This window comes from Chitinophaga chungangae, from assembly GCF_017742215.1.
Taxonomy (GTDB): Bacteria; Bacteroidota; Bacteroidia; order Chitinophagales; family Chitinophagaceae; genus Chitinophaga; species Chitinophaga chungangae.
This window is the reverse complement of record NZ_JAGHKP010000003.1, coordinates 532,563-546,363: the sequence shown is the minus strand read 5'-3', so window position 1 is coordinate 546,363 and position 13,801 is coordinate 532,563. Positions and strand designations below refer to the sequence as shown.

General features: G+C 53.4%; 10 protein-coding genes and 1 tRNA gene. 4 read left to right on the top strand and 7 right to left on the bottom strand.

The window, feature by feature from the left end:
* Positions 1–32: 32 nt before the first annotated feature.
* Together J7I43_RS16585 and J7I43_RS16580 are read right to left on the bottom strand one after the other, a co-directional pair.
* Positions 33–1,940, bottom strand: a complete 1,908-nt coding sequence (locus J7I43_RS16585) for a DUF3857 domain-containing protein (RefSeq protein WP_209146969.1) — start codon at positions 1,938–1,940, stop codon at positions 33–35.
* Positions 1,937–3,970: a transglutaminase domain-containing protein gene (locus J7I43_RS16580; protein ID WP_209146968.1), complete on the bottom strand. Its 2,034-nt coding sequence runs from the start codon at positions 3,968–3,970 to the stop codon at positions 1,937–1,939. The genes J7I43_RS16585 and J7I43_RS16580 overlap by 4 nt, the downstream gene beginning before the upstream one ends.
* Positions 3,971–4,107: 137 nt before the next feature.
* Here J7I43_RS16580 and queG point away from each other — a divergent pair, with 137 nt between their 5' ends.
* From queG to J7I43_RS16565, 3 genes are all read left to right on the top strand, one after another.
* Complete coding sequence (gene queG, locus J7I43_RS16575) at positions 4,108–5,019, top strand: tRNA epoxyqueuosine(34) reductase QueG (RefSeq protein ID WP_209146967.1); 912 nt, start codon at positions 4,108–4,110, stop codon at positions 5,017–5,019.
* A gap of 210 nt (positions 5,020–5,229) precedes the next feature.
* Entirely contained in the window at positions 5,230–7,092 is a 1,863-nt protein-coding gene (locus tag J7I43_RS16570) for a DUF3472 domain-containing protein (RefSeq protein ID WP_209146966.1), read from the top strand.
* A 97-nt stretch (positions 7,093–7,189) separates the two neighbouring features.
* Positions 7,190–7,263 (top strand) — tRNA-Pro (locus tag J7I43_RS16565).
* Between the two features lie 92 nt (positions 7,264–7,355).
* Here J7I43_RS16565 and J7I43_RS16560 read toward each other — a convergent pair.
* From J7I43_RS16560 to J7I43_RS16540, 5 genes are all read right to left on the bottom strand, one after another.
* On the bottom strand, positions 7,356–7,802 hold the full coding sequence (locus J7I43_RS16560) for a hypothetical protein (protein WP_209146965.1): 447 nt from the start codon (positions 7,800–7,802) through the stop codon (positions 7,356–7,358).
* A gap of 146 nt (positions 7,803–7,948) precedes the next feature.
* A complete protein-coding gene (locus tag J7I43_RS16555; protein WP_378108776.1) occupies positions 7,949–8,335 on the bottom strand; it encodes a VOC family protein in 387 nt (128 codons plus the stop codon).
* Between the two features lie 32 nt (positions 8,336–8,367).
* Positions 8,368–9,066 (bottom strand): hypothetical protein, encoded by a 699-nt coding sequence (locus J7I43_RS16550; RefSeq protein ID WP_209146963.1) that lies wholly within the window; start codon positions 9,064–9,066, stop codon positions 8,368–8,370.
* A gap of 38 nt (positions 9,067–9,104) precedes the next feature.
* Positions 9,105–9,878 (bottom strand): exodeoxyribonuclease III, encoded by a 774-nt coding sequence (xth, locus tag J7I43_RS16545; protein WP_209146962.1) that lies wholly within the window; start codon positions 9,876–9,878, stop codon positions 9,105–9,107.
* Between the two features lie 29 nt (positions 9,879–9,907).
* Entirely contained in the window at positions 9,908–10,873 is a 966-nt protein-coding gene (locus tag J7I43_RS16540; protein ID WP_209146961.1) for a glycoside hydrolase family 43 protein, read from the bottom strand.
* A gap of 211 nt (positions 10,874–11,084) precedes the next feature.
* On the opposite strand from J7I43_RS16540, the gene J7I43_RS16535 reads away from it, so the two are divergent.
* Positions 11,085–13,646 carry a TonB-dependent receptor gene (locus J7I43_RS16535; RefSeq protein ID WP_209146960.1) on the top strand — a complete coding sequence of 854 codons (2,562 nt, stop codon included), beginning with the start codon at positions 11,085–11,087 and terminating at the stop codon, positions 13,644–13,646.
* Positions 13,647–13,801: the final 155 nt, after the last annotated feature.

The following is a 13,801-nucleotide window of genomic DNA, read 5'->3' as shown; positions in this document are numbered from 1 at the left end:
AACGAAAGAGAGGGCTTGCGGCCCTCTCTTTTTTATGCTTCCTTTTTTACCAGGATGACCCTGTTTCGGTCAGTTTTGTAGATCGAGTTGAGAAACTCTTCCAGCACGGGATAATCCTTTGCGGGGTATTGCCCGGCCCGCAGCTCGCAACTGCGGATGTAAAGGATCTTTTTCCCTTCCACCTTCACGTTGGCGGAATATTTGCCGAAACGCGTTTCGATGGCAACGGGCTTCACAATATTTTCCGGCGTGTAGCCGTCAGGGATAGTGATCTCCACCGTGTCCAGCTCGCGGGTGTCGATCGGGAACCATATGTCGGACTTGCGCTCGCCGTCCTGCGACAATTTGATCGTGGCGCGGTTCAGCACGTTTGGCGTAATGAACAGGCGTTTGCCGCTCACGTTGGCGTAACTGGAAACAGTGATCTCCAGCTCTTCCGTGATCTCGGGAACGGGCTTCGCGTCTGGGTGCGGGGTGTAGTTGAATTTTCGGATATCGTAGCTGGAAAGATTGAGTTTTTCTTTCAGTATCTGCAGCTGCTTTTCGGGAGACACGCTGTTGATGAGGCTGTGGTACCAGTCCTGCTGCGGCCCGGTGAAACGGGTGGACGAGATGCCGGAAAGATTGCCTTCCGCGTCGATCGAGGCTTTTACAATGCCGGAGCGGAGGTTCTGGTCCAGCGAATAAGCCGGCGTGCGCACCAGCTTGCCGCCGTCTTCGGTGACGAGCAGTACGGGCCGGTTGTCCGTAAAATCGCCGAGGTAGCCGGCAGGTTTGATCTGGCTGGTGCATTCCAGCCAAACGGTATCTTTTTGCATCGGCACGCAGAGGATCATGTGGTTGAACTGGTTCACGGCGAAGTCTTCCATAAAATCCGTTTCGCCTTCTCCCGCCTTTACCAGCGCCCAATGCGAGCGGATGCCCGCTTCTTTCAAAAGGGAATACATGTAGTTGGACAATGCTTTACAATCGCCGTAGCGGTTGCTGGCAACGTAGGCCGCATCGAAGGTTTGCCAGCCGCCCACGCCCAGCTGAACGCTGATGTAGCGGGTATTTTGCTGCATGTATTCATACAGCACGCGTATCTTTTCGCGGGGGTCCTGCACGTTGTCCGTCAACTCGTGCACTTTGGTTTTGATATTGGCCGGCAGCACGTCGCGGCCGGCATTCAGCACGCCGATGAACTTCCCGAAATCTTCCCAGGACTTCATTTTCCCGGTGTAGCTGCCGTATGCAAAGTCACTGGGCGCAAGGTATACCATTACGGAGCGCGTTCTCCAGGGGCTGGCGAGCGATTCTTTCCTTTTTGCGGGAATTTCCTTTACTTCCCACACGAAGGTCTTATCGTTTTTGCCTGGCACCTGCACGGGCTGGCCGTTGTAATTGAACTGTTTGAAACGGAGCTCGTAATCGGCCGGAACGGTCACGGACAGGCGGCTTTGCTCCACCGCGTAATTGTCCGTGCCTTGCGGCACCCAGGGGGAAAAGATGGCGGAATTCCTGTCGCGGAACTCTACTTCGTATTCTATCGTATACGGGTATACTTTGTAATAAAAGTCGTGGGATTTGATGCGGCTATCGTCGTAAAGGTTATTGTCGCTCACGCCGCTGGCGTCTCTCACTTCACTTTGTTTCAGCTTGCGGATCTGTTTGCCCGAAGCGTCGTACAATGCGCCGTGGAAGCCGGTAATGGTGCGTTCTTTGTCGTACCAGGAGCTGAAGCCGGAATATTGGTCGCCTTTTTCGTTGAGGATGGTCAGCACGATCCTTTGCGTCATGCGCACATCGCGGAGGCTGTTCATTTTGATGGTCACTTCCTCGAGGCGCTGCACCACGTCCGCGTTTTTGAGCAATGCCGCCGGGATGGCGCTCACGGGAAACTCAGGATCAGCGGCGGAAGCTGAAAGGCCGATGAGTAATAATAAGGCAGTCAGTCTCATGATTTTTTCTTTAAAACGATCTGTTCCGCTTGTTTTTTCACCACCATATCGAAGAAGTCGCGGAGTGAATTGTACTCTTCCGGCGCATACAGGGCGCGGCTGAGCCGCACGCGGGAGCGCAGCTGGATGAGATTGCCCTGCTGCTGCACGATGTACTGGAAGATGCCTTCGCCGTCGTTATATTTTACGATGGCCGACTTCGGCACTTCTTCGATGGTGTAATTATCCGGCACCTGGAAACTGAGCGTATAGTTGATGTCGCGCACGGAAGGCATTTCGACGGGATAGGTGCGTTCGGCGGATTTGAACGGGTTGGCGCGGAGCGATTCGGAGAACATCGGGTGCAGGTAAAGCATGCCGCCTTCGTCTGTTCCGTTGAGCTTAAAATCGTATTCCACCACGGCCTGTTCGCTATAATCTTTGAGATAACCGATCTTGCCGTTTTTCAGGTCGATGTCGGTCATAAACCCTTTCGCTACTTCCTTAAAATAATCTTCCTCCCCTTTTTCCCTGATGCGCTGGCGCAGGTCGTACGATTCAAAATAAGTAAGCTGGCGCTGGTAGTGGCCGTTCATTTCCCCTTTTTCGTCGGGCGTGATAAAAATGCCCGTCACCGCCGCTTCGCGGAGCGAATCCGATTCGAAGCTCACCGGCGTGGCGCCGGCGTCTACCATACGCGCGTGGCCGTTATAGGCGGAAGAATGCAGCTTGCCGAAGCCAAGGAAAGGACGGGTGGCGTCCATAAAATATTCCTTACCGTCCAGGCGCAGCTCTACGATGGTATAGTTGAGCTTGGAACGGATGGGATAGATGGGATACGTTTTGCCGTGAGAACGCGTGCTGAGCACCACAGGAACCGCTTCCAGCCCGGCTTTGCGCATCATGGCGGTGAGCAGCAGGTTGATATCCGCCACGTTGCCGTTCCGTTTGCTGAACACGTTTTTCATGGGCTGCGAGGTGTACAGGGAAGAGTAATCGGTGCAGGTATAATTGTCGCGCACGTAATTGTAGATCTTTTCCGCTTTTTCTTTCGGCGTGGCGGCGTCTTTGGTGAGCGCTTCCACCTGGTCTGAAAGGAACCCGTTGTTTTTACTGAGATCGGCGCCGTAATCTTCGTCTTTCAGCAGCTCTTCCGTATACTTCTGCCAGGTGCCGAGGATCTGCCGCACGGGCGCCTGCGGGAAACGGACGGCCGCGAGCTGGAACTCGATGTAACTAACGTGGTTGGAAAGCGTGGTCACATAATTCTCTTCCTTCAGCGCTGGCACGTCTTTCATCACCCAGCGGTGGCGGGTGATGCCGGGAGAAACGGTCACGGTGCTGGAACGCGTACCGCTGTTGCCGCCGTAACCGCCGTCTTCGGGCACGCGGAAGCTGAAGGTTTTGCGGTCGTTCTCACTGTCTTTGATAAAAAACGGGTGATACCCCTGGCTGAGGAAAATGTATTCGAAATATTCGGGCACGGTTACTTCGTATTCGCTCCAGAGCACGGGCGCGGAGGTGGACTGAAAAGCCCAGGGGCGCAGGTAGATCGGGAACTCGGAATTGATGGTGTAGGAGTATTCGATGATGGAGCCTTCCTTCACGGCGGGCAGGGTAAATTTTTTAACGATATCGTTTTTGTTCAGCTTTTCGGTGAACACGGATTTACTTTCCAGTTTGGTTTGCACCACTTTCCCGTTTTCCAGGTTGTAGGTCACGGCTTTGAGGTTTACCATCCGCTCGTCGTCCGTACCGTTGGAATGAAGGTAAACGGAAACGTTGGCGGCGTCGTACCCGTTTTTGTTGAGGATGTGGATGCGCTGGTATACTTTGTACACCTGCATAAAATCGTCGTTGCCGGATTCGAAGGAAGTGGAGCCTACATCCGCGATCACGACGGCGCTGGCCGAGGAATCGATCTTATAGGGCGCTTTTTGAAAGTCTTCCGGTTTAATTTTTCCGAAGGAAACGGGCGTTTTATCCTGCGCGTTAACCAAACAAACAGGGAGGAAAATCCCCAACAGCAGTAATAAGGATCTTGGAGGCATTACTCGTAGATTAGGTAAAGGGTGGTGTATATACAACCGTAAATGTATATATTTTTTCCGGAGTGCACAAAGCCGCGGGCCGGCGGCGGCGAATATCGTAACTTGCGCCAGAAATGCGGACGCCCGAGAAAAATACCATGCTGATCAAGCAAAAGGCCCGTTCCCTGGGGTTTGACCATTGCGGCATCGCCAGGGCGGAGCAGCTGACGGAAGACGCCTACCGGCTGGAACAGTGGCTGCATGCAGGTATGCACGGGAATATGCAGTACATGGAGAACTATTTCGACAAACGGATAGACCCGAGGCTGCTGGTAGACGGGGCGCAGTCCGTGATCACGCTGCTGCTGAACTATTACCCGGCTGAAATGCAGCAGCCGGAAGCGCCGAAAGTGGCCAAATACGCGTATGGCCGGGATTATCACGACATTATCCGGGAAAAGCTGAACAACCTGCTGGCGGAGCTGCGGGCGGAGATCGGCGACATCCAGGGCCGGGGGTTCGTGGATTCGGCGCCGGTGCTGGAGCGAAGCTGGGCGCAGCGGAGCGGTTTGGGGTGGATCGGCAAAAACGGCAACCTGATCCATAAACAGGCCGGGAGCTTTTTCTTTATCGCCACGCTGATCGTGGACATTCCGCTGGTGTACGACGGCCCGGCGGGCGACTATTGCGGCTCCTGTACCCGCTGCCTGGACGCATGCCCTACCGGCGCGCTGGTATCGCCCACGGTGGTGGATGGCAGCCGGTGTATTTCTTATTATACCATTGAATTGAAAGACCTGCTTATTCCTTCGGACATGCAGGGGAAGTTCGAGAACTGGATGTTCGGTTGCGACATTTGCCAGGACGTATGCCCCTGGAACCGTTTTTCACGTCCCAATACCGAATTCAGCCCCATTCCCGAGGTGCTTAACTTCACGACCGCGCAGTGGGAGGAAATGACCGAGGAAGAATTTAAACGGATCTTCGCCAAATCGCCGCTGAAACGCAGTAAATACGCGGGTATCCGAAGGAACCTGAAATTCCTGGGGCCGGCCGGTCCGCAAACATAACGGTGCGGCATGTCCGCAGTTCGGGGAAGGAAGATCTTCCGTTTGTCACCCCAATGTATCAAAACGCCTCCCTTTTTCCCGCCGGGGCTTTACGCCTGACATACGAATGTCATATTAAACACAGGTACAATACGAAAAAGCATTTGAAATGGTAGATTGATGAGCGTGATAAGCAACGTGTAATTCGTTTAACTACCAAAATCAACCCAAATGCGAACAATTCAGCTACTCTTCCTGGCTGTGGCCTGGCTATGCTTTTATCCGGCGGCCGGGCTCAGGGCCCAAACCAGCAATGCAGCGCCTTCCCAGCACCTGGTATTCAGTTTTCCCGCGGACGCGTCGTTAAAAATGATGAAAGTAAAGATCACCCAAACCGCCTACACCTCGTATTTTTCGGTGTTCAACTGGGCGGGCGGTTATGCGGGGCTGCAGCACACGCCGGACAGCTCCTCCGGTTCCTCCAAGATCCTGATCGCCTCCCAATGGGACCCCAACACCGCGGGCGGGGTGCTGGCCCGGCAGGCTTACCTGGGCGCAGGCACGATCTACAGCCGCTTTGGCGGCGAAGGCGACGGCGCCAAAACCATCAATCCCTACAACTGGACGCTCAACACCTGGTACAACTTCGTGATCAGGGCGTGGAAGCTAAACGGTGAGCTGTTTATCGGTACATTCGTGCAGAACCTCAGTACCAATCAGTGGTTCCACACCTCTACCCTCGCCATTCCCACGCGTACGACGTTTCTCGGTTCGGGCTCCGGCGCTTTCCTGGAAAACTGGCATGGCAGCGATCCCCGGTTCGACGGGCGTTTCGTGCGCAAGGCCTATTTCAGGGACTGCTGGAATCGCACGGACGCGGGCGTATGGCAGAAATCCAGCAGCAGGTATTTCAGCTGCAACGCCAACGATGCGTACCGCAACGGCATTTACGACTGGGCCTTTAATGCCGGTTTTGACAGCGGCGAAGACGCATACTTCATGGAACATGGCGGCAGCGTTACGCCCAGCGCCGCATTCAACGGCGGCCGCACGCTCGACCTGCCGGCGCAGACCAACCAAGGCAGCGTTCCCACCGTTACCACCGGCGAAGTAAGCACCTTGAGCGCCTCGTACGGCAGCGGCGCGGTAACCGTCAGCTGGACGAACAACAACACCAAAAGCCCGCAGTTCTCTTCCACGGTGGAGATCCTGAACGCGTCGAACACGGTGGTAGGTTCTTCCACGGAAACACTGCCCCAGAAACGCAGCGCGGTGATCAACGGAACACTTTCCGCGGGCACTTACACGGCGCGGGTAACGATCACGGACATTTTCGGTGGGGTGTCCGCCGCCAAGACGGTCACGTTTACCGCGGGTTCGGGCGGGGTTACCGGCAACTGGTATAAAATTAAAAACGTGCATAGCGGGAAATACCTGGGCATAGAGAACAGCAGCACGGTCAATCTCGCCTATATCGCGCAGTATACGAGCAGCGCCAGCAACAACCTGCAATGGAAGCTGGTGGCGCAGGGGAGCAATTACGTGCTGGTGAACCGCAATAGCGGCAAAGCGATAGACATTGCGAACAGCGATCAGTCGCCCGGTGTGCAGCTCATCCAATACACCGTCACTAATGGCCTGAACCAGCAATGGCAGCTGGTTTCCGCGGGCACGGGCAAATACCTGATCCGCACCGCGATGAGCAGCGGTAATATTATCGACAACCCCGGCAGCAGTACCGCGGATGGGACGAAGATGATACTTTACGCGGCGAATGGTGCCACGGGAACGCCTAACCAGCAGTGGATGCTCGAAGACACTGGGGTGCCGGCATCTTTGCAGATGCTTTCTTATAATAAAATGGCTCCTTCCTCTTCCGTATTGCAGGTTTCTCCGAATCCGGCGTCTTCTTTTGTTTATGTGGATCTGCCGGTGAAAGGCAATGAGCTCAGGGTGTATAATATGAGCGGGGCTTTGGTGAAGGTGGTGAAGGGGGATTTATTCGGGAGGGTTCGGGTGGATGTTTCGGGGTTTGGTGCGGGGATGTATATTATTCATTTTGAAGGGAAGCAAATTCGTTTTATCAAGCAGTAAATTTTTGCGCTGGAAACCCGGGTGGGCGTGGGTTTACTTTATGGCCCGAAAAAATATTTTTGATTTTTGACGGCAAAGAGTAAATTTGCAGCCCATTCGGGATGTAGCGCAGCCCGGTAGCGCGCTTCGTTCGGGACGAAGAGGCCGCTGGTTCGAATCCAGTCATCCCGACAAAGAATAAAAAAGCTTCGCAGTGTAAATTGTGAAGCTTTTTTATTTGCCTGAAAAGAATGGATCAAGCGGAATTTGACGTTCCTCTACTCCTAGTCTGACGAAGAACCATATGCCAATGCAATTCTATTCGCATCCGAAAATATGACGTACCGGAAATCCCACCAAACGGGGTATCCCGGAAGGCCGTTATAATTGGGTAGCACAAACGGCTGGGCATCCGGTCCGAGAAATCCTTCCAGCACATCAAAATACTGTTGTTGCAGATCAAGCAGCTTTCGCTCCTTTTCCACGGAGAGTTTAAGCCCGGCCCCATCATCTCCGCGGTAATTGAAACATGCAAGGATATGGGCAACCAGGGAGTTGGTGGTGGCTGCGATGAGGGTTTGTGTGGTGTCCGCATCCGGGTAACGGCCTTTGAGCGCGGCGAAGAAGTCCGCTTCCGAGCTGCCGTTGAAAACATCGAATCCCAGCTTCACCTCGAAATTGTGGCCGTACATCCGTTGTTCAATTGCCGCTATTAGTTTGCTGATGATCAAGTTCGGGATTGTTTATGACCAAGTTCGAAATATTCTTTGAATTTTGACGGCAAAGATAAATCCTGCTGCTCATTCGGGATGTAGCGTAGCCGGGTAGCGCGCTTCGTTCGGGATGAAGAGGCCGCCGGTTCGAAACCGATAAATCGCTACGATTTAATTATTGAACCGGTAGCAACTCCGAAACAATGTGAGTGACCGTCGTCGTCGGTGATAAAGAACTCGGACTGGCCATAGTCCCTGTCTTCGATGGCCGACACCTCGTATCCAAGCTTCATAAGACGATCTCTTACCTCAAAGAGGTCAGCCGGCGCCCAGTAGAGTTTGATACCTTCATAGTCTTCCGGCTTGACTGTTGTCGCTTCTCTTTCGTTGAGCCAGAAGCAGGTATGTTCGTTGTAAACCATGCAGCCGATCAGTTTGTCTTCGCGCCTCATTGCACGGTCCATTATAAGGCCAAGGCCCTCAATCCAAAAACGAAGGCTTTTCTCCAAGTCGGCACTGGGAATTACAGGTATACATGATCTTACGGTCATAAGCGTATGAATTGTATATTAAATATACTTTTTCAACAGATCAGCAACAGCCTGCTCTGCCCCGGTTTTTCCTTTGGTGCGCGGTGAATACATGGAGGAACCCGGCTTCCAGGATGATCAACCGCCAACCTCCATAGATTACCAAGCCCCAGGCTTATTGGACGTGATTCAGGTTCAGCCTGATAGTGCAGATCAAAAAAATGTTCGCTTAAGAATGCTTCAAACTCTTCCTCTGATCCATGAAATTTTTTTTTGAGCTCATCACGTATTTCCGGAATAAGTACTTTCTTCCGGCCTTTGGAATTTGGCAATATTTCACTCGGCTCGCCATAATAAGTGCATAAAAAGGTATCAACAGGTATAGGAGAGCGGTCCGCATGAAAAGAATAAACATCGGTTGGGAAAAACGGGTAGGTATCATCCCGGTCATAGTATTTGATCACATTAAGGACCGGAGATGCTCCAAGCGCTTTCAATGCCTTCATGTCGTTTAAAAGAATTTCGCGGGCAAGTTGCCCCTGCTCACTCAACTGAAGTTCATATAGTTCCTCTTGTTCAATTTCCGTTATATTTTCGCGTTGCGCTACCTTTTTAACAATCTCAGAAAAATCACCTGTTAGTTTACGTGTCCAGCAAATCGCATTAATTTCTGCATTAAATGGCGTAGAAACAAGATCCTGAAAATTCGTGACACAGTGAATATGTTTCTCAGCAGAAGATAAATCTGTCATAATTCAAAATATGAAATCATTTGACAATGAAGCAGGCCTTACACCCCCATCTCCACCCAAACCGGCGCATGATCACTGGACTTCTCCCATCCCCTAACTTCCTTATCCACCCCCGCACCTTTAAGCTTCCGCAACGCAGCCTCATTCAACAAAAAATGATCGATCCGCAGCCCCGCATTCCTCCCCCAGGCATTCCGGAAATAATCCCAGAACGTATAGATCGGTTCGTTAGGATAAAGATGCCGCAATGCATCCGTCCAGCCTTGTTTGAGGAGAGCTTGCCAGGCCTCGCGGGATTCGGGGCGGAAAAGCGCGTCGTTGATGTATTTTTCGGGTTTGTAAACGTCGAGGTCGGTGGGCATTACGTTGTAATCCCCACAGAGGATAACGGGCTGCTCCTGGCGGAACAATGATTTGGCGTGTTTGGAAAGGCGCTGGAACCAATCCAGTTTGTATTCGAATTTTTCGCCGGGATATGGATTGCCGTTCGGTAAATAAATACAGGAGACCGACATGCCGTTTACCGTGGCTTCGAGATAACGGCTGTGCGTATCGTTATCGCCGCCGGGCAGGGTTCTGCATACTTCTTCGATGGGGCCTTTGCGGGAGAGGATCGCTACGCCGTTCCAGCTTTTCTGGCCGTTCCAGACGGCGCTGTAGCCGGCCTCGCGGATGCTTTGCTCGGGGAACTTTTCCTGCGGGGCTTTTAATTCCTGCAAACACACCACATCGGGTTTTGATTCGTTCAGCCAGCGGAGAAGCACCGGCAGGCGGCCGTTGATGCCGTTCACGTTATAGGTCGCGATTTTCACTGTATTTTTTTTAGCCTTTACCGCAATAATCATTCCTCACCTTTCATCCATTCAAACTTCCCGTCCGTCGCCAGCACGTCTTCCCCGCCTTTTACCGGCTTGAATTGAAGCCCCGTTACCGCCGTAGCGCGGGGCGATACACGATCGTCCGAATGATGGGTATGCAGCACATACCGCATCCTGCCTTTTTTATCGATGAACACGTCACCATGACCGGAACCGTTGTGCCCGACCGTATGACGGCTGATGACCGGGTTGCCGGCATATTTTTTCCAGGGGCCGGCCGGAGAGCTTGAGGTGGCGTACCCAACCGCATAATCTTTGTTGCGGAAATCGTTGGACGAATAGATGAGGTAATAAACGTTTTTATGTTTCAGAACGGTCGGGCCTTCCGCCACCGGCCATTTCGCGGCGGCGGTGTTCTCCCAGCCTTCCGTACTGGCGATACATTCTTTTTCCGTGCCGGGGATCACGTCGGACAGATCGGGTTTCATTTCCGTTACAAAGATGCGGTTGCCGTTCTGCAGCTTTACATGATAGAGATACACCTTGCCGCTTTCGTCGAAGAACAGGAACGGGTCGATCTGTTTGCCGCTGCCGCTCAGCGCAACGGGTTTGTTCTGCCTGAACGGGCCGGCCGGACTGTCCGCTTTGGCGATCGCAATCTGCTCGTCTGCAGTATAGGCCATGTAATAACTGCCTTTATACTTAAAAACCTGCGGCGCCCAGAAACCACCGTTGCCAAACGATTCACCGCGCTTTAAAGCAAACCGCCGGGCGCTGTCTTCCAGCTGATGCCAGGTTTCCAGGTCGGTGGATTCATAAAAAAGAAACCCCCGGTTGCTGCTGGTTCCATACAGATAATATTTCCCGTTGTCCGCAAAAACCGTCGGATCGGCCAGGAATATCGAAGGCTGCTGCGCCCCGCTTTTTATACCGGATGCCATGCCCGCCACGATAAGCGCCGCCTGGAAGATGTTTTTCAAAGTCGCCATACCCTCAATATAAAAAATAAAACCGTGGGGATACTGAAATATGTACACGCGGGAACGCCGTCTGCCCGCAGTTCGGCAACCCTGTACAACACATTTATTCCCCTTTCCTAAAAAAATTTGATAAAATCCGAATTCCCGAATTATATTTGTCTACTAATTCAGTAGACTAAGTAGACTAATGAATCATAACCTATATATTATTCAACCAATTATGAAAAGAGTATTTCCCATTCTGCTCCTTACACTCCTCTTCGGTACTGCCGGGTCCGCTCAAAAAGTGATCACCGGCGTCGTTAAAGGAGAAAAAGGGTCCCCCGTTCCAGGCGCTACCATTAGCCTCAGAGGCTCTACCAATCACGCCATTGCAGACAACAAAGGACAATTCAGCTTACAGACCTACGCTCCCTTCCCGCTCACTCTTGGCGTTACCTCCATCGGTTTCGCGCCGAAAGAAGTGATCGTAACGGAAGAAAATCAAAATTCGGTGGAAGTGATCCTGACGGTAGACAACCGCCAGCTCAACGAAGTGTCTGTTACCGCACGGCGCCGCAACGAAAAGATCCAGAGCGTACCCATCGCTATTTCCGTGGTGCGCGGCGGCGCTATTGAAGACGCGGGCGCGTTTAACGTGAACCGCGTGAAAGAACTGATCCCTACCGTTCAGCTCTACTCTTCCAACCCGCGCAACACTACGCTGAACATCCGCGGCCTGGGCTCCACCTTCGGTCTCACCAACGACGGCATCGACCCCGGCGTGGGTTTTTACCTTGACGGCGTGTATTATGCCCGCCCGGCAGCCACTATGTTCGATTTTGTGGACGTTGAACAGATAGAAGTACTGCGCGGCCCGCAAGGCACCCTGTTCGGCAAAAACACCACGGCCGGCGCCCTCAACATCACCACCCGCAAACCCTCTTTCACACCAGGCGGCACCGCGGAAGTGAGCTTCGGCAACTACGGCTACATCCAGGCAAAGGCCTCCATTACCGGGCCGATCGCGAAAAACCTCGCGGGGAAAATTTCGTTTTCCGGCACGCAACGCGACGGCACGCTCTATAACGTTTCTTCGCTCAAATACGTGAACGACCTGAACAACATCGGCGGCCGCGCACAGCTGCTCTTCACCCCCAGCGAAAAAGTGAGCATCACGCTCATCGGCGACGCGGCCAGGCAACGCCCCGAAGGGTATGCACAGGTAATTGCCGGCGTGGTAAAAACCCAGCGCGCCGATTACCGGCAGTTTGAAAACATCATCGCCGATCTCAAATACCAGCTGCCCAGCCGCAACCCCTTCGACCGTTTGATAGACCATAACACCACCTGGCGCTCCGGCAACGACCAGGGCGGCGTATCGTTGAACGTAGACGCCAAGATCGGTAACGGCACCTTAACCGCCACCTCCGCATGGCGTTACTGGAACTGGGACCCGTCTAACGACCGCGATTTCACCGGCCTCGCCGTGCTCTCGCTTTCGCAGGCCACTTCCAAACACCAGCAATGGTCGCAGGAAGTGCGGTACGCCGGTAACTTCTCTTCCAAATTAAGCGGCGTGATCGGCGCTTTCGTGATCGGGCAGGACCTTAAAACCGATCCCTATCATGTGGAAGAATCCGGCGACGCACAATGGCGTTTTTCTCAAAGCACCACGAGCGAATTATGGAAAACGCCGGGCCTGCTGGACGGCTACGGCATCCGCACCACTTCCCGCCTGCAAACGCTGAGTGCGGCGGTGTTCGGCCAGTTGGACTGGGCCATCACCGACCGTCTTCACGTGCTCCCCGGCCTCCGGTATAATTACGACGACAAAAAAGTGGACTTCAACCGTAAAACATACGGCGGCCTCGAAACCACCGACCCCGCGCTGCTGGCATTAAAAGCTCTCGTGTACAGCGACCAGGTGTTTAACGTCAATACAGACGATACGAATTTTTCCGGCCAGCTGACCGTCTCTTTCAAAGCGAATAACAACATCAACACCTACGCAACCTTCGCCACCAGCTACAAACCGGTTGGTCTCAACCTCGGCGGCCTTCCCACCGCCAGCGGCAAACCGATGCTGGAGCTCGCCGAGATCAAACCGGAATATGTACAGCACTACGAAGTGGGCATCAAAACCACCCCGTCTGCTTCCTCCACCCTTAACCTGGCCGTGTACAATACGGACATCCGCGACTACCAGACGCAGGTGCAGTCCGCCGAACTGGGTGTGAACCGCGGTTACCTCGCGAACGCTGAAAAGGTGCAGGTGCGCGGCGCGGAGCTGGACGGCAACATCCGGTTCAGCAATAATTTCTCCCTCTTCGGCGCGGTAGCGTATACCGACGGGAAATACAAATCCTTCAAAAACGCGCCCGTACCGCTCGAAGAAACCGGCGGCCCCAGCGCATTTAAAGATATCTCCGGCAGCAGGTTGCCCGGCATCTCCAAATGGACGGCCAGCCTGGGCGGCGAAGCATCTACCGGTGGCAAGTTCCTCGGCCAGGGAGGAAGATTTTTCATCGCGCTGGACGGTTATTACCGCTCTGAATTTTCTTCCAGCCCCTCTCCCTCTCTTTACCTGAACGTAGACGGATACGTGCTGCTCAATGGCAGGCTCGGCTTCCGCGCGGCAAAAGGCATTTCGGTATTTGTGTGGGGACGTAACCTGCTCGACAAAGATTATTTCGAACAATTGCTGGTGGCAGCGGGCAACGCGGGCCATTACGCAGCCGTGCTCGGCGACCCCAGGACCTATGGCGTCACCCTGCGTTACGCACTCAGCTCCGGCAACTAATACCAACCATTAATATTGCAAACCGGCGTATGCTTCATGAAGCGTACGCCGGTTTTTTCATGTATATCCCGAAATAACGGGAATAATTTCGCGCCATTCCCGAAACCTCATGAAATGTTTTTGCCGGTAAATATGTAAAGCGTTGTACCAGAAAG

Bases quoted from the DNA above. Each gene is read 5' to 3' on its own strand.
- J7I43_RS16535 (WP_209146960.1), top strand. From the start codon at position 11,085: ATGAAAAGAGTATTTCCCATTCTGCTCCTTACACTCCTCTTCGGTACT.
- J7I43_RS16585 (WP_209146969.1), bottom strand. From the start codon at position 1,940: ATGAGACTGACTGCCTTATTATTACTCATCGGCCTTTCAGCTTCCGCC.
- J7I43_RS16550 (WP_209146963.1), bottom strand. From the start codon at position 9,066: ATGACAGATTTATCTTCTGCTGAGAAACATATTCACTGTGTCACGAAT.
- J7I43_RS16570 (WP_209146966.1), top strand. From the start codon at position 5,230: ATGCGAACAATTCAGCTACTCTTCCTGGCTGTGGCCTGGCTATGCTTT.
- J7I43_RS16580 (WP_209146968.1), bottom strand. From the start codon at position 3,970: ATGCCTCCAAGATCCTTATTACTGCTGTTGGGGATTTTCCTCCCTGTT.
- J7I43_RS16555 (WP_378108776.1), bottom strand. From the start codon at position 8,335: ATGACCGTAAGATCATGTATACCTGTAATTCCCAGTGCCGACTTGGAG.
- queG (WP_209146967.1), top strand. From the start codon at position 4,108: ATGCTGATCAAGCAAAAGGCCCGTTCCCTGGGGTTTGACCATTGCGGC.
- J7I43_RS16540 (WP_209146961.1), bottom strand. From the start codon at position 10,873: ATGGCGACTTTGAAAAACATCTTCCAGGCGGCGCTTATCGTGGCGGGC.